Origin of the sequence: Mycobacterium sp. E2479, assembly GCF_001667925.1 — a bacterium.
Taxonomy (GTDB): Bacteria; Actinomycetota; Actinomycetes; order Mycobacteriales; family Mycobacteriaceae; genus Mycobacterium.
This window is the reverse complement of the sequence record NZ_LZJR01000014.1, coordinates 18,655-42,048: the sequence shown is the minus strand read 5'-3', so window position 1 is coordinate 42,048 and position 23,394 is coordinate 18,655. Positions and strand designations below refer to the sequence as shown.

8 protein-coding genes are annotated in these 23,394 nt (G+C 63.7%); 6 read left to right on the top strand and 2 right to left on the bottom strand.

Annotated features, from left to right (window positions below):
* Positions 1-126 precede the first annotated feature (126 nt).
* The 4 genes from A5686_RS02230 (at position 127) to A5686_RS02215 (ending at position 17,289) form a co-directional block, all read left to right on the top strand.
* The gene (locus tag A5686_RS02230; RefSeq protein ID WP_231986256.1) at positions 127-14,823 is read left to right on the top strand and encodes a nuclear transport factor 2 family protein; all 14,697 of its coding nucleotides are present in this window, start codon (positions 127-129) and stop codon (positions 14,821-14,823) included.
* A gap of 40 nt (positions 14,824-14,863) precedes the next feature.
* Positions 14,864-15,988: a 1,4-beta-xylanase gene (locus A5686_RS02225; protein ID WP_067930434.1), complete on the top strand. Its 1,125-nt coding sequence runs from the start codon at positions 14,864-14,866 to the stop codon at positions 15,986-15,988.
* 272 nt (positions 15,989-16,260) lie between these two features.
* Complete coding sequence (locus A5686_RS02220) at positions 16,261-16,452, top strand: CsbD family protein (RefSeq protein ID WP_067930431.1); 192 nt, start codon at positions 16,261-16,263, stop codon at positions 16,450-16,452.
* An 18-nt stretch (positions 16,453-16,470) separates the two neighbouring features.
* Positions 16,471-17,289: a DUF1206 domain-containing protein gene (locus A5686_RS02215; RefSeq protein WP_067930429.1), complete on the top strand. Its 819-nt coding sequence runs from the start codon at positions 16,471-16,473 to the stop codon at positions 17,287-17,289.
* A 39-nt stretch (positions 17,290-17,328) separates the two neighbouring features.
* Here the strand turns inward: A5686_RS02215 and A5686_RS02210 are convergent, their stop codons facing one another.
* On the bottom strand, positions 17,329-19,875 hold the full coding sequence (locus A5686_RS02210; RefSeq protein WP_067930426.1) for an excinuclease ABC subunit UvrA: 2,547 nt from the start codon (positions 19,873-19,875) through the stop codon (positions 17,329-17,331).
* Positions 19,876-20,068: 193 nt separating this feature from the next.
* On the opposite strand from A5686_RS02210, the gene A5686_RS02205 reads away from it, so the two are divergent.
* A complete protein-coding gene (locus A5686_RS02205) occupies positions 20,069-21,217 on the top strand; it encodes an alpha/beta fold hydrolase (RefSeq protein ID WP_197520451.1) in 1,149 nt (382 codons plus the stop codon).
* Here A5686_RS02205 and A5686_RS02200 read toward each other — a convergent pair.
* Complete coding sequence (locus A5686_RS02200; RefSeq protein ID WP_067930421.1) at positions 21,150-22,277, bottom strand: sterol desaturase family protein; 1,128 nt, start codon at positions 22,275-22,277, stop codon at positions 21,150-21,152. The two genes, A5686_RS02205 and A5686_RS02200, sit on opposite strands and share 68 nt — an antisense overlap.
* Positions 22,278-22,517: 240 nt before the next feature.
* Here A5686_RS02200 and A5686_RS02195 point away from each other — a divergent pair, with 240 nt between their 5' ends.
* Entirely contained in the window at positions 22,518-23,297 is a 780-nt protein-coding gene (locus A5686_RS02195; protein ID WP_369829663.1) for a phthiotriol/phenolphthiotriol dimycocerosates methyltransferase, read from the top strand.
* Positions 23,298-23,394: the final 97 nt, after the last annotated feature.

Genomic DNA, 23,394 nt, shown 5'->3' with positions numbered 1-23,394 from the left:
CTCCCTGACTATCGCAACGTGAGTACGCTTCATGCGGTGGAACTGGGGGTTTTGGGACCTCTGCAGGTGCGGCGGGACGGCGCGCCCGTCGCAATCCCGGGCGCCAAACCGCGCGCGATCCTGACCATGCTCGGGCTGCACGGTTCTTCGATCGTGTCCGCCGAAACCCTGCTCGAGCTCCTGTGGGGCGACGATCCCCCGCGCACCGCCGCCAAAGCGCTCCAGACTCATATTTCCGCGCTACGGCGCACGCTGGACGACGGCTTCGTCCTGACCGAGGGAACGGGCTGGGTCCTCACTAAATCCGACACCGATGCGTCGCGCTACAAGGTGGCCACCAAGATTGGCCGTGATGCCGCAGCGGCCGGCGACAGCATCCAAGCGGTGGCCTACTTCGACGAGGCGCTGACCCTCTGGCGCGGAATCCCGGAGCTGCCCGATACCCGCCGAGGAGTATCCGAGAAGACACGCTGGATAGAGGGCCACGCCGCGCTGGTCGAGGATCGCGCCGATGCTCTATTGGCGACCGGCCGGGCCGCCGAGATCATCGGCGAGCTCGAGGCCGCGGTGTCCGACGCACCCCTGCGCGAAAGGCGATGGGGCCAGCTGATGCTGGCGCTCTACCGCGCAGGTAGGCAAGGCGAAGCGTTGGCCGCTTACCAGCGGGCGCGGTCACTGCTGGCCGATGAGCTGGGGGTCGACCCCGGGCCAGAACTTCGGCGGCTGGAAGCCGCGATCGTTTCCCAGGACGCATCGCTGGAAGTCCCCGTAGGACAACAGCTTACGACGGTGACACGCGCCGTGACCTTCTTACTCACCGACATCGAGGGGTCAACCGCCGCTTGGGAGGCCGACGCCGACGCCATGGCGATCGCGCTCGCGCGTCACGACGAGCTCGCCGAACAAGTCGTCACCTCCCGCGGAGGACGGCTGCTCAAGACCCGCGGTGAGGGTGACGCCACCTTCTCGGTCTTCGATCGGCCGTCGGCGGCGGCCGCCGCAGCTCTGGAGCTTCAAGATGCGATCGCCAAAGAACCATGGGCGCTGACCGAGCCCATCCGCATTCGCATCGCGCTGCATACCGGCGAGGCGGAACTTCGCGACGGCGACTACTTCGGTCGGGCGGTCAACCGTGCTGCACGCCTGCGGTCCCTGGCGTCGGGCGGGCAGATCCTTTGCTCCGGTGCGACAGCCGAACTCGCTATCGACTCGCTGCCCGACGATGTCGTGTTCGACGACTTGGGGATGCGTCAGCTCAAAAACTTGGCACGCCCCGAGCACGTGTTCGAGCTTCGCTTGCAGGCTACCGAGGACAGTCCTACGGAAGAGACGACCGATGCACCCCTCGAGCGGCCCAGCCTTCCCACGGTACTGATCGGTCCGGGTCCATTCGTCGGGCGCACCCACGAACTCGAAGGGCTCGTGTCGGTTTGGGAGACGGCGCGCACGGGCGGCATCCACGCGGTTCTGATTGCCGGCGAACCTGGTGTAGGAAAGACGCGTCTTGCCGGCGAGTGGTCTCAGCGGGCCTATCAGCAAGGAGCCGTCGTGCTTTACGGCCGCTGCGATGAGGATCTCGGTGCGCCGTACCAGCCTTTCGCAGAGGCGCTACGTTCGCTGATGCCGTGCATCGGCGCCACCCGGCTACGCGGACTGCGCGGTGTCGAAGCACTACTCGCATTGGTTCCCGGGCTGACCGATGTCCTACCCGATCTGACCGCGCCAAGCCGGGCAGACCCGGACACCGAACGCTACGCACTTTTCGACGCGGTCGTAGCGCTGCTGGAAGTCGCGTCCGCGAGCGCACCCGTCGTCGTGGTACTCGACGATCTGCACTGGGCAGCCAAACCCACGCTGCTCTTGCTGCGTCATCTGCTGCGCTTCGGCGACCAGGCCCGCGTACAGATCGTCGGGACGTACCGCAGCACAGACCTCGACCGCTCACATCCGTTGGCGGCCATGCTCGCCGACCTTCATCGCAGCACTGATTCCGGCACTGCAAACCGCCTCCAACTCAGCGGCCTCGACGAGGGGGACGTGACCGCATACGTCAGCGAGGCCGGCTACGACGACGAAGAGCTCGCGCGGGCGTTGGCCTCGGTGACCGGTGGCAACCCGTTCTTCCTCATCGAGGCACTGCGCCATGTCGATGAAAGTGGCGGCGTTTGGGATCCGACTACCCTGCCGCAAGGAGTCCGGGAAACCGTGAGCCGCCGGCTGTCGCGGCTTTCGCCAGAGACGAACAAGGCCCTTGCCGCAGCCGCCGTGGTTGGCAGTCGGTTCGCCGTGGACCTCGTCGAGCGGGTGGTCGAGCAAGATCTCGTTGACGCTTTCGACGAGGCGTGCAAGGCGGGCATCGTCATTGAGGAGCCCGGCGGTCTATACCGGTTCAACCACGCCATTGTGCGAAGGTCGCTCCTTGCCGAGCTGGCATCGGTGCGCCGCATGCGGTTGCACCAGCGTATCGCCGCGACGCTGGAGACCGAGCCCGGCGCCGACGACGAGCTGTTGGCTGACCTGGCGCACCACTACTTCGAATGCGCCTGGGCCGGAAACGCCGCCAAGGCCGTCGAATATTGCCGGCGTGCCGCAGACCAGGCGATGGCACGACTCGGCTATGAAGGCGCCGCCGAGCTGTACGACAGAGCACTGCACGCACTGGAGGAGCTCGACGACGAGCTCCCCGACCGCGACGACCAGGCCGCCGAGCTACTGATCGCGCGCTGCGAGGCCCTGCTGGCCGCGGGTGATGTGTCGTCGGCGGCGGGCGCGGTCTCGCAATTACAAGCAGCGACAGTCGATTCCGTGCGACTGGCAGCTTGGGCGACGTGTTTCGACGGCGAGCTGTCGATGCTGATCCACCCCGACCGACTGGACGAGGTCGAAACCGCGCTAGGCACGGCCGCGGAAAAGCTGGCCCGATTGGACGATGCCGCAGGGGAAGCCAAAGCGCACACCGTGCGCGCCACATGCCTGGCGCGCCTGGGGCGAATCGCTGATTGCGAAATCGCCCTGGATGAGGCTCTTACCGCGGCGCGGCGCGCGCGTGAACACCGCCGAGTCAACGCCGTGCTCGCAGGCGCGCCACTCGCCGCGTTGTGGGGTCCGAATCCTGTTCCGCGCGCCGGTGGCCGGTGTCTTGACGTGGTGCGGCTGCTCCGGATCACGACCGACTCCCCCGCGGTCGAGGCGACGTCGACGCGATGCCAGGCCGTGCTGGAGGCCTTCCGCGGCCGCGGCGCCGCGGCACGACGGATGATCGACTCGGCCCGGCGCACGGTGACCGACCTGGGCCTGCGCCATGCGCTTTTAGAAGTCGAGCAATTCGCCGGCATTGTCGAACTTGTCATCGATGATCCCGCCGCCGCTGAGGCGCCGCTACGTAAGGCCTACCACGGCTTTCGCCGTATGGGCCTGGACGCCGACACGGCCGAGACCGCTGCGCTGCTCGGCCGCGCGTGCCTTTTACTCGACCGGGATACCGACGCGGACGAATTATGCACGGAAAGTGAGCATCTCGCTGGTCACGCGCTGAAGCCCTCGATCGCCTGGCGCACGCTTCGGTCGCAGCTGCTCTCGCGCAGCAATGATCACGACGCGGCGCGTCGGTTCGCCGAGGCCGCCGTCAGCCTGGCCGAGCGCACCGACTTGTTGGTTGACCACGGCGACGCATGTCTGGCACTGGCTAACGTTTTGGCCACTGCAGGCGACGTCGCGGGGGTACGAGCCGCCGCTGAGCGAGCTGTAAGCCTGTGGGAGAGGAAAGGTGCTGCGGCGCTGGTCGAGAAGGCGCGTGTCCTTCTTGATGTGCGCAAGGTGCCGACTGCCCCGGCGCCGCCTGAAGCTCCGACCGTCGAACCCGATACCCCGTGCGTGCGCGTCGGTAAACGGGCAATGGATGCTGCTGCTCGCGGGGCCTGGGACGAGTTCGAGCAGGTGTTTGCACCCCACGTTCACGTTGAGAGTCGCCGGAAGGTCGTCGGCTTCACGCAAATCGACGTCGAATCGAGCGAGTGGGCACATGAGAACAGGCGCATTCATGAGACCGACCGCGTACGACCAAGCCAAGTCGTTATCGCCGTGCGCGGCGACCGGCTGGCTCTCACCCGATTAGAGTTGGGCACCGCCGACATGAGCCCGGGAGCGCCGCGCGATGAATTGCTCCAGCTTTACGGGATCGACATAGAGGGCCGAATCGCGCTGCACGTGTTCTTCGACGTCGATGACATGGACGCCGCGGTCGCCGAACTCGACGCCACACACGCCCGATTCGAGGAGGAGCAACACACGTCGGCACGGCGGCTTCAAAACGCCGCAAGCCAAGTGTACGAGCGCATCCAAGCGTGCTTCGCGGCCCGCGACTGGGATGCGATGGCAAACCTCATGGCGCAGGACATGATCGACCATGATCGTCGGCACGGGGTGAACGCAGAAATCCGACGCGGCCGTGATGCCGAAATCGCCAACAGTCGAGCAGTCGCCGAGTTAGGCAGCGAGAAGATTACGTCGAACGTCACCGCGACCCGCGGCAACCGCCTCGCGCTATGTCGCTCATGCATCTTCATGCAGGACAACCGCATCGAGTTTCTTAGCGTCATTGAGAGCGACACTGACGACCGGTTGGCAGCCCACCTTGCGTTCGACGTCGACGACTTCGACGCCGCCATAGCTGAACTCGATGCACGCTACCTCGCGGTGGAAGCGGCGCCGTACGCGGACACGTGGGCAATGACCACAGCGGGCTACGCTTCACTGAATCGGCACGAACTCCCCGCGACGACGCAGGACTGGGTCAACATCGACCATCGAGCGGTCGTACCGGTTGAGGCAGGTGTCCTGGGCGAATCCATTCGTGCCGTGTGGGATCTCGTCCCGCGAGCCACCAACTATGTCGAGACGGTGCATCGGCTAAGCAGCGTCGGAACGGTCACCACCCATGCGGTGCATGCGACGTCGCCCGAGGGCTTCGACGCCGAATGGCGAGACGTCATCCTTCTCACATTCGAGGGCGAAAGGATCAACCGCTGCGAGATATTCGATGAGTCCGACCTCGACGTCGCGATCGCGGGATTCGAACAACTCGACCGGCCGGCACGGCGACTGGAGAACGCGGCAACACAAGCATACGAGCGCATGTTGGCCTTTTTCGAAGCCCGCGATTGGGTGGCCCTCAGCGGCGTAGTCGCCGAGGCCGAGTTGATCGACGATCGCCGGCGAGTGGTGAACGGCGGACTCCGACACGGTCGCGATGCCGGAATCGAGGAATTGCGGGCGGCGGCCGACATCGGCTTCACCATAACGATGGTGGACGTCAGAGCGGCTCGAGGCGAGCGTCTCGCTCTGGCGCGCGTTAGGGCGGCGGGGCGCGATCCCGCTGCGATCCAAAACGATGTACTGCAAGTCGTCCAGATCGATTCCGACGAACGGATCGCGGAAGTGATTACGTTCGATCTCGATGACTTCGAGGCGGCCATTGCGGAACTCGATGCGCGCTACCTCGCCGGGGAAGCAGCGACCTATGCGCGCACCTGGTCGGTGGTCGCGAAAACCTTCACCTCGGTCAATCAGCACGAGCTCCCCGCGACGACACACGACTGTGTCACCCTCGACCATCGCAGCGTCACCGCATTTGAGCCCGGCGAGCTGACCGCGTACATCCGGGCTTCGTGGGACCTCGCCGCGGAGCTGAACGTATACATCGAGGCCGCGCACCGGCTGAGCGACCTCGGCGCGGTTTACAGCTATGCGGCGCAGAGTATTTCACACGAAGGCTTCGACGGCGAATGGCGCGGAGCCAATGTTGTGACTGTCCAGGGCGACATGATCAACCGCTGCGAACTATTCGACGAAGGAGACCTCGATGCTGCGCTCGCGAGATTCGAACAGCTCAGCCGGCCAGGAGCGCAGCTGCAAAATAAGGCAAGCAAAGTGGCCGACCGCTTCTTTGGCCGCTTCGCGATCCGCGATTGGGACGCGATAGGGGAGGTCCTCGCCGAGGACGTTTCCGTTGAGGATCGTCGCCGGGCCGCGAATGCCGGCATCCGACGCGGAAGAGCCGCCGAGATCGAAGACCTGCAGGCGGCGGCCAGCGTGGGCTTCGCCGACTTGGCGCCGACCGTCATCGCAACCCGGGGCGAGCGTCTCATCCTTTCGCGCACTCAAGCCACCGGCCACGACCCCGAGGCGATTCGAGTCGAAATCCTTCAAGTCATCGAAATCGACGCCAACGAACGGATCGCAGCCCTCTTGGTGTTCGAGCTCGATGACCTCGAAGCCGCCTTCGCCGAACTCGAAGCCCGATACCTCGCCGGTGAAGCCGCGGCCCATGCGGCCACATGGTCGGTGATCACCGGCGCCTTGGTTGCGCACAATCGGCGCGAAGTTGCTGCCGCTACACCGGATGTGGTGAGTATCGACCATCGCCGGGTGGCATCGTTTGCACCCGGTGAGGGTATCGAATACATCCGTGCCGGATGGGACCTCGACATAAGCCTCGACATCTTCGTCGAGACACCTCATCGGGTGAACGACTTCGGCGCCGTTTTCACGTGGGCGGCGTATGGAAGCTCGGACGAGGGCTTCGCCGCCGAGTGGCGGGGCGTCGAAATCATGATGGTCGATGGCGAAATGCTGAGCCGGGCTGAGGTATTCGACGAGGCAGACCTGGCCGCCGCGCTCGCGAAGTTCGATGAGCTAAGCCGCCCGACACCGCGGCTGGAAAACGCAGCAAGCCAAGTGTACGAGTGCTTCTTGAGCTGCTTCGCGAGCCGCGATTGGGAGACCATGGCCGAGATCTTGGACGACGAAGTCTGCATTGACGATCGTCGCCGCATGGCGAACGCCGGGACCCGATTTGGACGAGATGCCGAGATCGAAGACTCGAAGGCGGCCGCGAATGTAGGTTTCACGAAGTTGGCGCCGATCATCATTGCGACTCGGGGCGAGCGGCTCATCCTTTCGCGCACTCAAGCCACTGGCTATGACCCAGAGGCGATTCGAATCGAAGTTTTTCATCTCATCGAGATCGACACTGAAGAGCGGATTGTGGCGCTTGTAGTGTTCGAACTTGATGACTTCGACGACGCCATAGAGGAACTCGATCGTCGCTACCTCGCCGGCGAAGCTGCCGCCCACGCGCAGACATGGTCGGTGCTGGCAAAAACCTGTGCCCTGTTCAATCAGCACGAACTTCCAACGACGACGCCGGATTCGGTGTACGTCGACCATCGACCGGTCTTAACCGTCGAAGCGGTTGATCTGCCCGCATACCTTCGCGGGGTGTGGGATCAAACGCCTGACGCAAGGATCTACACCGAGGCCGTGCATCGGCTGTCCAATGACGGAGCCGTCGTCACCCATGCGGTGAGGGGGACCTCGCCCGAGGGCTTCAACGCCGAATGGCGGATGATCGACATTCTCACAGTCGAGGGTAGCCGGATCAGCCGCTGCGAGGTGTTCGACGAGTCCGACCTCGAAGGCGCACTCGCGAGATTCGAACAACTCGGCCCACCAGCGCCGAGGCTAGAAAACGCGGCAAGCCGAGCCTACGAGCGCATCTACGCGTGGTTCGCAGCCCGCGACTGGGACGCCATGGCCGCAAATGTGGCGCATAACTTTTCTAGCGAAGATCGCCGGCGAGTGGTGAATGCCGGGATCCGACGTGGTCGAGACGCCGGGATCGAAGATGTGCGGGCGATTGCCGACGTCGGCTTCACACTAACGCTGTTAGGGATCGTGGCGATCCGCGGCGGACGCCTCGCCCTTGTGCGTGTTCGCGCAGCGGGCCCTGACCCCGGGACGATTCAAAACGATGCCCTAAATATCGTCGAGATCGACGCCGAAGAACGGATCGTCGCGTCGATATCGTTTGACCTCGACAACTTCGACGCCGCTATTGCCGAACTCGACGCCCGCTATCTCGCCGGCGAAGCGGCCCCTTATGCCCACACGTGGTCGGTCATCACAGGTATCTACGCGGCGTTCAACCGGCACGAACTGCCTGCGACCGACTGGGTCACCATCGACCACCGGCGAGCCACGCCCTTCGCGCCCGGCACGATCCTCGCGTCCATCCGTGCCATCTGGGATCTCACCCCGGACCTCAACATCCACGTCGAGGCGGTGCATCAGCTCAGCAAGCTCGGAGCAGTGATCACCCATGTGCAGCGAGGAACGTCATCAGAAGGCTTTGACGTCGAGTGGCGACAGATCCAATTCTTAAGGGTCGACGACGACCGAATCGACCGTTGCGAAATCTTCGACGAAACTGACCTCGACGCCGCGCTGGCCCGCTTTGAGGAACTGCATCCGAATGTTCCCCAGCTGGAAAACGCGGCAAGTCAAGTCCTTGAACGGGTCTTCACCTACTTCGCTGCGCGCGACTGGAACGCGCTGGCGGAATTAGTGGCCGAAGACATTTGCTCCGAGGATCGCCGTCCAGTGGTGAACGCCGGCATTCGTCACGGTCGAGATGCCGAAGTCGCGGACATGCGAGCCATCGCGGACGTCGGGGCCAAGTACGCCACGATTACCGCGATGGCAACCCGCGCTGCGCACCTGGCCCTTTGTCATGTCCTTTTGGCGGTTGAAGATCAAGGGTCCGAGTCGTTCCGCACCGAAGCGCTCTGCCTGGTCGAAGTCAACGCCGACCACCGCGTCGCTGCCCGCCTGCTATTTGGCCTCGACGACATCGACGCCGCCATCGAGGAGCTTGACGCCCGCTTCCTGGCCGGCGAAGCGGCACCGTACGCGCGAACGTGGTCGGTCATCTCGAGCGCCTACGCCGCGATGAACCGGCATGAGCTTTTCCCGACGACGCCGGATTGGGTGAACATCGACCACCGACGACCAACGATTATCGTGGAGGGCCGCCTCAACGAGTTCCTGGAATCGCTGTGGAAACTCGCACCGGACGTCAGCTTCCGGGTAGAAGCAGTGCATCGATTGAATAACCTCGGGGCAGTCTGCAGTCATGTGGCACAGGGGATTTCACAAGACGGCTTTGAAGCCGAGTGGCGGGGAATAGAAGTCATGGCTGTCGACCGTGGTCTGATCAGCCGCTGCGAAATCTTCGACGCAACGGACCTCGACGCGGCGCTCACCCGCTTCGAAGAACTTCAGCCGCGCTCCCCCCGACTGAAAAGCGCTGTGGCGGACCGCTTCCTGACGCACTTCGCGACTCGCGACTGGGACGCCATGGCGCAGGACTTTGCCGAGAACTATCACTTCGACGATCGCCGCCGGGTCATCAACGCCGGAATCTATCGCGGTCGAGATGCCGCAATCAAAGACCTGCGGGTGGCTACCGACATCGGATTGACGACAACCGCCATCGTGGACATTATTGCGAGCCGGGGCGAGCGCCGTATTCTCACGCATTGGCGCGCCTCAGGACCCGACCCCGACGCGGTTCAATTCGATGTGCTGCAGGTCCTTGAGTTCGACACAGACGAACGGGTCGCAGCGGCCGTCATATTCGACCTCGACGACATCGACGCGGCTTTCGCTGAGCTTGACGCGCGGTACGTTGCCGACGAGGCTGCCGCCCACGCGCGCACGTGGTCAGTCATCACTGATACCTATGCCGCTTTCAACCGGCACGATCTCACCAAGGCCGACTGGGCCGTCGTCGACCATCGTCGGGTTGCACTGTTCGCTTCCAGCAACATGGTTGCCTCGGTCCGCGCCTCTTGGGAACAGACGCCAGACCTCAGCATCCGCATCGAGGCGGTGCATCGGATCAGCGCTGTAGGAGCGGTCGTCACGCACATTGCGCATGGGACCTCACCAGACGGTTTCGACGCCGAATGGCGAATGATCCAGGTCTTGACCCTCCAAGGTGACCACATCGGCGGCTGCGAGCTTTTCGACGAAGTCGACCTCGATGCTGCCCTCGCCCGCTTCGAGGAACTCCAAACGGAGCCGCGGCAAGTCGAGAACGCGGCAAGCCGAGTCGAGCAAAGCATCTTGGCCTCCTTCGTGGTCCGCGATTGGGACGCCATGGCGGGTCTGATCGCCGACGACATCCGCGTCGATGATCGTCGTCGCGTCGTGAACGCTGGTGCTTATCTCGGTCGAGATGCGGAGATCGCAAGCCTGCGAGCACTCGCCGGTGTCGGTGTCACAAATATGACCGCAATGACGATTGCGACCCGTGGGCAGCGCCTCGTCCTCAGCCGTCACTGCGTCTGGGACCACTGGTCTGGGCCCGGGACGTCGAAGGCACTAGCCGTCGTTGAGATCAACGCGCAAAACCAGGTCGTGTCGCGCGTGATATTCGATCCCGACGACTTCGAAGCAGCCATCGCTGAGCTCGACGCTCGCTATGCAGCCGGTGAAGCAAGCACCCACGCGGAAATCTGGTCGCTTGTTGCGCGGATCACCGCCGAGGTAAATCGGCAGGAAGTGCCCGCAACCACACCGGATTCGGTCTACATCGATCATCGACCGCTGGTGTCGATCGAGGGCGTTGATCTCGCCGCGTCCCTACATGCATTGTGGGACATCACTTCGGCTTTCAGCGCCTACGTCGATGCGGTGCATCGGCTGGATGAACTCGGAACCGTCGTCACCCAGGTGGTGAACGCGACCATGCGTGAGGGCGACGCCGAACTGCGGTACATCGAGATGGTCACATTCGAAGGCGACCTCATTAGCCGCGTCGAATGCTTCGACGAGGCAGACCTCGACACCGCGCTCGCCCGGTTCAACGAACTGCACTTTCAGGCGAGGCGGCTCGAAAATGCGGCAAGCCAAGTATTCGAACGCTTTCTGACGCACTACGTTGCCCGCGACTGGGACGTGGTTTCGGAGATGCTGGCAGAAGACATTTTCAACGACGATCGCCGCCGAGTGGTGAGCGCAGGCGTCCGCCGCGGTCGAGACGCCACGATCGCGAGCATGCGGGCCTCAGCCGACCTCGGGCTTACGTCCTGGGCCTCAACGGTTATCGCGACGCGTGGGGAGCTCCTTGCTCTGAGCCGCGATCGCATCTCGGTCCGAGACGAGCAGTCCGAGGCGGTTGTTGCCGAGGTCCTCGGCATCGTTGAGATCGACGCCGACGAACGGATCGTGACACGCATCGCATTGGACCTCGAGGACTTCGATGCGGCCATCGCTGAGCTTGACGATCGCTACGTTGCCGGCGAAGCCGCCACCTACGCGGATACGTGGTCGGTGATCGCGGGTGTCCAGGCCGCGGTCAATCGGCGCGAGCTTCCCGCGATGACGACCAATCCGGGTTACATCGATCATCGCCCGCTGGTATCCATCGAAGGGCCTGATCTGGCCTCATCTATTCGCGCAGTGTTCGACATCTTTTCCACTTACGACGTCTACGTCGAGGAGGTGCATCGGCTGGAAGAACTCGGCGCCGTCTACACCCAGGTGCACACAGGAACCTCGCACGACGGTGTTGACGCCGAGTTGCGGATGATCGAAGTTCAGACAGTCGAAGGTGGCCTGCTGAGCCGTGCCGAAGTTTTCGACGAGGCCGATCTCGATGTGGCCCTTGCACGATTCGACGAATTGCAGCCGCAGGCGCCGGGGCTGGAGAATGCGGCAAGCCGACTGTACGCCCGCTCCAACGCCTACCTCGCGGCTCGCGATTGGGACGCGATCGCGGAGCTGCTCGCCGACAATGTTTCCACGGACGACCGTCGCCGGGTGGTGGGCGGCGGCGTCCAACGCGGCCGAAATGCGCAGATCGCAAATATGCAGGCCGTTGTTGACCTAGGGGTCAACAACATCGAGGCGGTTGTCATCGCGACCCGCGGGGAGCGCCTCGCGCTCACTCGTACCCGCGTATCGGGTGGTGCCCAGGGGCCTGAGGCGTTCAGCGTCGAAATGCTCAACATCGTCGAGACCAACGCCGACAATCGGATCGCGGCGGCGGTCCAGTTCGACCCCGACGACATCGACGCCGCGTTCGCCGAGCTTGATGCCCGCTACCTCGCGGGCGAGGCCGCCACACAGGCGCAGGCGTGGTCGCTTGTTGCACGTACCTACGCCGCGGTCAACCGGCGCGAACTTCCAGCGACGACTCCGGATGCGATTTACATCGATCGTCGACCGATCGTATCGATCGAAGGCGTCGATCTGGCCGCGTCTCTTCGTGCACTGTGGGACATCACTTCGGCCTTCAGCGTGTACGCCGAGGCAGTGCATCGGTTAGACGCACTCGGAACCGTCGTCACCCAGGTCGTAAACGGGACCTCGCAAGAAGGCCTCGACACAGAGGTGCGGACGATCGGCATATTCACAATCGAGGGCGGCCTTTTCAGCCGTGTCGAAATCTTCGACGACGCGGATCTCGATACCGCACTCGCCCGCTTCGATGAACTGCACGCACAGACGCGACGGCCACGAAACAGAGCAAGTCAAGTCGTCGAGCGGTTCCTGGCACACTTCGCCGCCCGCGACTGGGACGCGATAACCGAGGTCCTGAACGATGGCTACTACAACGATGACCGCCGTCGTGCGGTGGGAGCTGGGCTCCGGCGCGGTCGCGAATCCAATATCGCGGAAATGCAGACGACCGTCGACCTCGGCGTCGAGGTCATAACGTCACAGGACATCGCGACCCGCGGGGAGCACCTCCTCCTCAGTCGTGTCCGATGGTCCGCCAACGACGAGTCGGCTGGGGGGTTCCACACTGAAGCGCTCGGCATCGTCGAGCTCGACGCCGCCGAGCGGATCGCTGCAATCGTCACGTTCGATCCGGACGACATCGACGCCGCCTTCGCTGAACTCGACGCCCGCTACCTCGCCGGCGAAGCCGCCGACCACGCGCAAACGTGGACGAACGTGACGGAGGCCCAGGCCGCCTACAACCGACACGAAGTAATGCCGACGACGCAGGACTGGATCAACATCGATCACCGGCGAGGTCGAGCGTTCGCGCCCGGCGACATGATCCCTTACATACGTGCCACCTATGACATGGCCCCAAACGTCAAGGGTCACATAGAATCCGTGCACCGGCTGAGCAGCCTTGGCGCGGTCATCACAGAGGTAGTTACCGGGACGTCACACGAGGGCTTCGATTTCGAGTTGCGCGAGATCGCCATTTTCACATTCGACGGCGACATGGTGAGCCGGTTCGAGATGTTCGACGAGGCAGATCTCGATGCCGCCCTCGCCAGATTCGACGAGGTCCATCGCTCGGCACCGCTGCTTGAGAACGTCGCGACACGCGCCCGTGTATGCGTCGCCGATGCTTTCAATCTTCGTGACGTGGAAGGCCTTCTAGCGCTGAACACTGCCGACGCGCGATATGACGACCGGCGACGGGGCCTGCGTGATGAGGGCTTGGCGGCCCGGCCCGAACTTGTGCGCGGGATTTTCGAGGCACCGAAGGGATGGCGGTTGGAAGTCGCGCCGCTCGCGGTCAGGGGATCCCGCCTCGCGTTGACTCGCGACACGTACCGCGACATCAACGAATTCGACCGGCCAATCACTAACGAGCACTTGATGCTCACCGAACTCGATGCCGATGGACTAGTCCGCAACTCGGTGATTTTCGACTCCGACGACCTCGACGCCGCCTTCGAGGAGCTCGATGCCCGATATGTCGCCGGTGAGGCGGCCGCCCACGCGCACACGTGGTCGGTAATCGCGGGCGTCACCACGGCGCTCAACCGGCACGAATTGCCCTCTGCGGACTGGGTTGTCATTGACCACCGGCGAGGCACACCGTTCGCGCTCAGACGCGGGAGCGACACCAACGTCTATGCGTCCATCGGCGCGATTTGGGACCTGACGCCAGACCTCAACATCTACATCGAGGCCGCGCATCGGCTAAGCAACCTCGGCGCTGTCGTCACGTGGAAGGGGCGTGGGACCTCCCAAGAAGGCTTCGAAGCCGAGTGGCGAATGATCCAAGTTCCAATCGTCGAAGGCGATCTGATCCAGTACTGCGAGCTCTTCGACGAGACAGACCTCGATGCCGCCCTCGCCAGATTCGACGAGCTCGACCGGCCGGTCCCCCGCCTTGAGAATGCTTCGACCCGGACCTGGTCGCGCCTGGTCGATGCTTACAACCGCCGGGATATGAGTGCTTTCCTCGCCATGATGACTGAGGACATTCAATTGGACGACCGACGAAAGGGTCTGCGCGCCAGACTAACCGGGCTAGCAGTGTGGAAAAACGTCCAAGAACTGTTCCAGGCGCCAACCAGTTGGCGACTGAGCATGCAAGCCATCGCAATCAGAGGGTCTCATCTTTCACTGACTCGCCATTGCATCCGCGACATCGGTGCTGCCGACCAGCCGATCACCTGGGAGGTCTTGTCCGTGATGGAGGTCGGCGAAGACGATCTGATGCGCGAGCAGGTGACATTCGATCCGGACAACATCAACGACGCGTTCGATGAGCTCACCGCTCGGTGGATCGCATCTGGCGAGGTCGCCCACCCGGAGGTGATCGAGGCGGTGCAGCGGCTCAACGAAATCTCCAACCGCCATGACTGGGATGCGATCGCCGCCAGCCTCGATGGCGCTGCGTACGTCAGCCACCGGCAGCTCGCCCACGCACGCGCTGAGACGATCGATGACTACATGTCCTCGATCCGGACGTTGGCGTCGCTGGTACCCGATTACCGGGCCGAGTATGCCCAGATCCTTGCCCATTCGGGCTTGGGGGTACTGGCCGATGTGGTCGTGAGGGGCACCTCGACCGAGGGCGTCGCAATCGAAATCCCCCTCATCCAGCTCGGCCTTCTCGACCGTGACCGCGTCACCCGGGTCGAGTTCTTCGATCCCGACCAGCGCGACATGGCGCTGGCCCGGTTCAACGAACTCAGCCGAATGGATCAGCTGGAGTAACTGCCATCCATCGTGCTTCGCGAGGACCTATCGTCAGTGCATGAGGCGTCGAACGGTGCTGAAGCTGCCGCTGCTAGTCGCGGCCGGCACCACGCTGGCCCCCATGCCGCGCGCGGCAGCTGAGCAAAGCCCCTGGTCGCCCGACCGAGCCACCCGCTGGTATCAAGCGCAGGGATGGCTCGTCGGTGCCAACTACATCACCTCGAACGCGATCAACCAGCTTGAGATGTTTCAGGCCGACACCTTCGACCCCCGGCGCATCGATACCGAGCTCGGCTGGGCCCAGCTACACGGGCTCAACACGGTGCGGGTCTTCCTCCACGATCGGCTCTGGGCGCAAGACTCGGGAGGCTTCCAAAAACGTCTGGCCTCATTCGTCAGCATTGCGGCCCGCCATCGCATCAAACCAATGTTTGTCTTCTTCGACTCGTGTTGGGATCCGTTCCCCAACCCGGGGCGGCAACCGGCGCCGAAGCCTGGCGTCCACAACTCCGGCTGGGTGCAAGGCCCGGGCGCAGAACACCTCGATGACCTCGACTACCGCCGCACCCTGCGCGACTACGTCACGGGCGTGTTGAGGCAATTCCGCACGGACGATCGCGTTTTGGGATGGGACTTGTGGAATGAGCCCGACAATCCCTCGCGCGAATATCGCAAGGTTGAAAGGAAAGACAAGCTCGACCGCGTCGCCGACCTGCTCTCGCTGGCGTTCGGGTGGGCACGTTCGGCTGATCCGAGTCAACCGTTGACCAGTGGCGTGTGGGACGGCGCATGGGGAGATTCCGCGAGGCGTAGCGACATCGCTGACATGCAACTGAACAAGTCCGACGTGGTCACTTTTCACTGCTACGACAAACCAGCGGGTTTCGAGGCCCGGATCGCGGAACTTTCCCCATTGGGGCGTCCGATCATCTGCACCGAATACCTGGCGCGGACGATGGGCAGCACCGTTGACGGAGTCCTACCAGTTGCCAAGCGGCACAACGTCGGTGCGATCAATTGGGGGCTGGTCGCCGGTAAGACCCAAACCTACTTGCCGTGGGACTCCTGGGAGCATCCGTATACGACGGCTCCGAGGCTCTGGTTTCAAGACCTGATCCAGCCCGACGGGCGGCCGTACCAAAACTCTGAGATTCAGACCATCACGGAACTGACCAAGCTGTGACGACAGGACATGGGTTGCACAGAGCTTCGACGGACGGTTTGCGCGGTGGGATAGTCGGGCCCGGCTCAGCATGTCATGGCACCGGCCGGTCGACGTGATCGACCCACATCGACTGTTCTCGTAGAGGTGCCGGCCGGAGTGGACGATGCGAGTCAAATTGTTGGTTGTCCGGCCACACCGGCTGCGGCAGGTCTCCGCGGCGCATGGCTCAGCCGGAAAACGGGTAGTCGCCACTCGACGCATTACTTGCAACCGAAAAGAAGGACACGCTGATGAGCGGCGCGGATAAAGCCCGGAACAAGCTGAACCGGGTTGGGGGCAAGTTCAAGGCGGCGATCGGCCGCGCGTTCAACGATCCGACGCTAGAGGGCGAGGGCAGGGCAGATGAACGGACAACCCACCTGAGGGACGCGGGCGAAAAAGTCAAAGACGCCTTCCGGCCCCGGCGACATCGACAGATATAGCCGGGGAGCGCCAGCCAAATGGCCGGGGCGAGCAGTCCCACGGATGCCGTGCGGCGCGCTACATCCGAGCGCGGCGCGCAGATCGCGGCGCGCGTGGGGTATCTCATCAGTGGGCTGATGCACCTGTTGGTCGCCTACCTGGTCATCCGCATAGCCTTCGGAGGCAACGGTGATGCTGATCAGACCGGCGCGTTGAGAACTATCGCCGACACCACCGGCGGTTTCCTCGCTCTCTGGGCAGTAGCGGTGGCGCTGGTTCCCCTGATGCTTTGGCGGCTTGCGGAAACCGTTGTCGGGCTCCACCCGGCAGAACGTCGGCGTGATCCTCAAGATTTTCGAACGGTCAACCGGCTCAAGGCTTTCGGCCTCGCCATCGTGTATGCAGCGGTCGCCGTCACCGCGATGCAATTCGCGCTGGGCCGGCGCAAATCGAGCGCCGCGCAAAACGCCGGGCTTAGCGCGCGGTTGATGCAATCCACGCAGGGCAAATTGGTCCTCATCACGGTCGGCCTTGTGATCGTTGCAATCGGCAGCTACTTCGCCTACAAGGGAGCATCGCGGAAGTTCTGCAATGATCTCACCGTGTCACCCGGGCGGGCGATCACTGCGTTGGGTTTTTGTGGGTACGTCGCCGAAGGTGCGGTCTTGGCCGGTGCCGGCCTGCTGGTCGTCGTCGCCTCCATTCGCGCCGACCCGTCGAAGGCGACGGGTCTCGACGGCGCGGTGAAAACGTTGCGGGAAGCCCCGTTCGGCACAGGGCTGATCCTGCTGGCGGGAAGTGGATTTGCCGCCTACGGCCTGTACAGCTTCGCCCTGACCCGGTATTCGCGGATGTGACTCGGACTCAGAGCTTCTTGACAATTAGTAGGGCAATCTTCACCCCGTACCAGACAGCGCCAATCGCTTCGCCAGATACGGCCCCGTGCGACTGTGTTTCGCCCGTGCCACCTTCTGCGGCGGGCCGGCCGCCACGACCCGACCGCCGTCGCTGCCGGCTCCCGGTCCCAAATCGATCACCCAGTCCGCGCCCGCGACCATCCGCATGTCGTGTTCGGCTACCACCACGGTGTTGCCCGCGTCGACCAGTTGGTGTAGTTGACGATCGAGCAGATCGACATCGGCGGGGTGCAGCCCAGTGGTCGGCTCGTCGAGGACGTAGACAGTATGCCCTCGCCGGGGTCTCTGTAGTTCGGAGGCGAGCTTGATCCGCTGTGCTTCCCCGCCCGACAGCTCGGTCGCGGGCTGTCCGAGCCGGAGGTATCCCAGTCCAACCTCTTGCAGCGTGGTCAGGCTCCGCGCTGCGCTGGCGACGTCGGCAAAGAATTTCGCAGCCTCATCGACGGTCATCGCGAGCACGTCGGCGATCGTACGGTCGCGATAACGCACCTCAAGCGTCTCGTCGGAGTAACGCGCTCCTTGACATGCCGGACATGTCGCGTATGTGCCTGGCAGGAACAACAATTCGACTGAGACGAATCCCTCTCCCTGACAGGTGGGGCAGCGACCTTCGGCCACATTGAAGGAAAACCTGCCCGCTGTCCAACCGCGGCGACGCGCCTTGGGGGTCGCGGCGAATTCGCGGCGGACGGCGTCGAACAGGCCGGTGTAGGTCGCCAGCGTCGAGCGCGGTGTGCGTCCGATGGGGCGTTGGTCGACTGATACCAGCCGGTTGATCTTCTCGGCGCCCTGTGCCGTCACGCCGACACTCGCGTCGTGATCGAGATCGATGACCCCGCCGTCGGCTTCGTCGTCGTCGGGTTCGGCTTGCTCGACTGCTCGTCCCGTGCCGAGATGGCTGTTCACGACATCGCCGAGAACCTTGACGACGAGCGTCGACTTACCCGAACCGGATACACCCGTGACTGCGGTGTACACGCCAAGTGGGAAGTCCACCTTGAGGTCTCTCAAGTTGTGGAAGCGGATCCCGCGCAGCCGCAGCCACCCGGACTGTGTGCGGGCTTGACGCGACGGCCCCCCGGCCTCCTCGAACAGGTACTTACGAGTGACCGACCCCTCGATGTCGGCGAGACCCGGCACCGGCCCGCTGTAGAGCACGTCCCCACCAAGCTCCCCCGCCCCTGGCCCAACGTCGACGACCCAGTCGGCACGGCGTACCACGTCCATGTCGTGCTCGACCACGAATAGCGAATTCCCCGCGCGCCGCAAGCGATCGAGCACCTCGAGAAGCGGCTCGGCGTCGGCGGGGTGCAGTCCAGCCGACGGCTCGTCGAGCACATAAAGCACGCCGAACAGGCCGGCGCGCAGTTGCGTGGCCAGCCGCAACCGCTGCAGTTCGCCGGGTGACACCGTCGGGGTGCGGCGGCTGAGGGTGAGATAACCGAGCCCGAGATCCATGAGTACCTGCAGGCGTGCGACGAGGTCGGCGGCGATCCTGGTCGCCACTTCCGTAAGCTCACCGGATTGCGTTGACTCGTACGCGGCGGCGGCATCGGTCCGAGAAGCCGTCGGGCGCAACGTATCAGCAAGCTCGGCCAACGGCATCGCCGTGTAGTCGGCGATGGTGCGCCCGGCAAAGGTCACCTTCAGCGCCTCCGGGCGCAGCCCGGAACCGTCGCATACTGGGCACTCGACGCTGTCGACGAATTGCAGCACGCGGCGGCGCATCATCGCGCTATGCGAGTTGGCCAATGTGTGGCGGACGTGGCGTTCGGCGCTGGAGAACGTGCCGTTGTAGTAATACTCGGCCTGCACGGGATGCTGACTCGGATCAATTTCGACTGTCGGCTGCTCATCGGTGAAAAGAATCCAATTACGTTGACGCTTAGGCAGTTTCCGCCATGGCTTGTCGATGTCGTACCCGAGCGTAACGAGGATGTCGCGCAGATTTTGGCCCTGCCACGCGCCCGGCCATGCGGCAACGGCGCCTTCGCGGATGGTCAGCGTCGGGTCTGGTACCAGGGTCTCTTCGGTCACCCGGTGGATTCGCCCCAGCCCGTGGCACTCCGGACACGCCCCAACCGCGGTGTTCGGTGAGAACGCATCGGAATCCAGTCGTTCCGTGGCCCCCCGCGGGTAGGTCCCGGCACGGGAGAACAGCATCCTCAGCAGGTTCGACAGGGTGGTCACGGTGCCCACCGTCGACCGCGACGTCGCCGAACCACGGCGTTGCTGCAGTGCGACGGCGGGCGGTAGCCCGGTGATGTCATCCACCTTTGGCGCGCCGGTTGGCAATAGCAGGCGACGGGCGTATGGAGCAACCGATTCGAAGTAGCGGCGCTGGGCCTCCGCATAAATTGTGCCGAAGGCCAATGACGATTTTCCAGATCCGGAGATTCCGGTGAACGCAACCAGCGCATCGCGCGGCGCCGCGACATCGACACCCCGCAGATTGTGGACCCGCGCCCCGTAAACGCGCACACAAGGGTCGATGTCGTCCGTAGTTGGATCGGACATTTTCCTCATCTTGCTCGGCCGAGTACCCCCGTCGCAGGCCGCGCAAGCGCGATGCTTGCTGCTCGACATCGGGACCGGCGCCCAGGTCGTTGTCGTCTACGCTGTCGAACTCCATCGATATCGTCTGTCCTAGCAGCGACGAGCGGGATTTGGTCTGCAACCCCGTTTTAACGGCTGACCAGCCGGGAATTCCGCCGTGGCCATGACGCAGACATCACCAAGTCGCATCCGCCTGAGTCATCATGCAGTGGAACTCGATGACGGGCGCCGGATCGGGCTTTCAGTCGGCGGCCGGGGAGTGCCGTTGTTGTTCATGCACGGGCTGCTGCTGAGTCGTAAGGCCTATCTGCGAATGCTCAGCCGGATCGCAGGTATGGGATTTCTCGTCGTCGCCGTCGATGCCGCCGGTCATGGCGATACCGGGCGACTGCCCGGCGACGCATGCGGCTTCACAGACCGCGCCGATTCGGTGTTGCGCACGCTGGACGCCCTCGGCATCGGGCAAGCGTTGTTCGTCGGCCATTCGATGGGCGGGCGAATGACGATCCAGCTGGCGGCACGCGCGCCCGAGCGGGTACTCGCCGCCGTGCTGTTCGACCCGGCGGCCGGAGCCCGGTTCGACACGACCATCCCCAAACTGGTGAAGTCGCCCACCAAGGCGCTGGGCGCCGCCTACACCGCGGTCCGCGACACCCTGGGTGACCCGACGCAGCTGTCAGCCGCCGAGCAGCTCGGATACTTTCGCGTGCTGGCGGCGGTGGCGGTGCCAAACCTGCGTTATCCGATTGGAGCCGTCCGGACGATTAGGGCCATCGTCGAGTCCGGTGACTACACCTCGCTGTTGCACACCATGCGCGACGAGGGCATGCCCACCATGGTGGTGCACGCCGAGAAGGACATGATCGTGCCGTTCCCGCACGCATGGGACATCGCCAACGAGTCCGACGCCACGCTGTACAGGGTGCCCGACGCGTACCACTCGTGGATGATCGCCAATCCGCGGCAGGGCGCCGACGCGTTTCGTCAACTGCTAGACGGCGAACTAGGCGAGGTGCTGCGCGACGCTGCCGACGCCATGGGCATCGCAGACGTCGATGACCACGAGGCCTGGGAGCGCGAATTGCTGGACCCCGATGCGCTGCTTTTGGAGTTCATCCACGGTCGCGACCGGGTTGAGATCGGGGCGGAGGAGCTCGACCACGTCGAACTCGAACTCGTGCGGCAAACGGAGCGTTCGCACGAGCGGATGTCGTGGGCCCAACGAATGTATCGCAGGTGGGCCGTCAAGCATCTGCATGAGGCGCGATCGATGATTCGGCAGAAGACCCGGATTCAGCCGGAACGCCGCTGATGGTCAGCAGGGGCCGGTGTCCGCGACTCGCGAACAATGCATTCGATGGCAAAGCCGAAATCCATGGGCCACAGCTGGTTTCGCAGCTAACCGGCTGTTGCCGCGATGGCAGCAACGGCACCAACGGATTATCACGAAGATTCGCATAGCGCAGCATCTTTCGTGCACGTGCGGATGGCGCCGGGCTGTCCGTTGCTGCTTGCCAACTCAGCCGCAGCGGCGCCACGAACTGCCCGAGGATGTCCGACGGTATCGGTGTGCTGGTACCGATGTCACACGGCGGCCGCCTTTGCTGGCGATAGTGGGTACGAAACAGCACATCCCAAACCATCGTGATCTCACCGTAGTTGTTGTTGCTCTCGGTGAGCACGCGGGAATGATGCCAACGGTGAACGCCGGGGGTGCAAAACAACCAGTCGAGTGGGCCGCAACGCATATTGACATTGCAGTGCGACAGCATGCCGATGAACGTGGTGAACGAGAACAGCCATACCACCATGTCGTCGGGAGCGCCGAGTAAGTACAACGGGGCCATCGAGAACGCCATCATGAGCGCCGAGTCGACGGGATGGATGCGCCCGGTATTGAGATACCACAGGCGTGACACGCTGTGGTGCACAGCGTGATACGGCCACATCCAGGAAACGTTGTGAAATGAGCGATGGCCCCAGTACGCGCCGAAGTCGCCGACCAGCACCACCAATGCGATCTGCGCCGCAGCTGGCCAGACATGCGGCCACAATGAGCCTCCGACGTGGCGAGCGAGCCACTGCGCCACGCCGACCGTGCAAGCCAGCACGAAGCTGTCGGCCAGCGTGCCGGGCAGGCTGGTGCCGACCAGGGTGAAGACCACGTCGTGGGTGACTTGGCCGTCGGAGCGGACCCATTGGCGCTCGAACGGCAGCACGCGCTCCAGGCTCCCCAATGCGAGCGCGAGGGTGAAGTAGACGCCGGCGAGGATGAGGGAGCCGTTGACGCCGTGGCGCAGGCCTGCGGCGGTGATCGCACAGCTGATGGCGACGAGCAACGGCCATAGGATCCACGATGCGGCGAGGCGCATGCGCGGAGTTTACGGGTTTGCTGGCAACTCTCACGCCGTTTTCCTCAACGAGGTGACAAGCGATGAGAAAGCGGCGATGAGAAAGCGGGTCGACATATCACGATCACTACGCCGAGCACAGGGGCCCTAATCGTCGTCCCGTGGCCTTGAATCGGACCGGCTTGGCGGCCGCTTGATCCGATTGGCACGTGCTTTGGCTGACTTGCCGAATTGCCCGGCGCATGGTGGCATACTTTGCCCGTGCGCCTCAAAGAACGTCCGGGATTCGCCCGATCCCGGAACTCTTTTGGCTTCTTGGCGAATTACTGGTTTCGCTGCCTTAGCCACTTCAGCAACGATGATTTCGTCTTCATTGGATCGGGTTACGAGGAAGATCCGCCGATGGACTTGCCGTTGGAGGCGTCTGACGAGCCCAATCGGTTCTTCATCCAGCTCTATCACTGCGTGGCGACCCAAGTCGATCTCATCGGCCAGCGTGTGCTGGAGGTCAGTTGCGGACATGGGGGCGGGGCCTCCTACCTCATGCGCACCCTGTTTCCGGCCTCCTACACGGGACTGGACTTGAACCCGGTTGGCGTCGACTTCTGCCGCAAAAACCACGACCTGCCCGGCCTGGACTTTGTGCAAGGCGACGCTCAGGACCTACCGTTTCCCGAGCAATCCTTTGACGCAGTCGTGAATATTGAAGCCGGGTTTTGCTATCCATCGTTACCCCGTTTTCTCGCTGAAGTGGCGCGCGTGCTGCGACCGGGGGGGCATTTCCTATACGCCGATATCCGCCGCAGCGACCGTATCGCCCAGTGGGAGAAGGAGCTGAGCGATTGTCCCATGCGGCTCATATCGGAAAGTGTCATCAGTGAACAGGTTGCGCTGGGACTCGAAAAGAGTTTGCCGCGCTTGAAGGAGCTGAACGGCTACAGTCCGGCCTTCCTCGTCGACGCGGTGTGGGCGAAGGCCTGCCGCAAGGGACTGCACAACGGAGACTTGTCTTACCGGATGTACACCTTCGGCAGTGAGTGAGGCCGCGCCTACCCGCGCGCGGGTAGCGTCGGAAAGGACGGTTCGGCGTCGCGCCACAGTGTGCGATGCGGGACGCGGCGTAGACCTGACCGGCCGA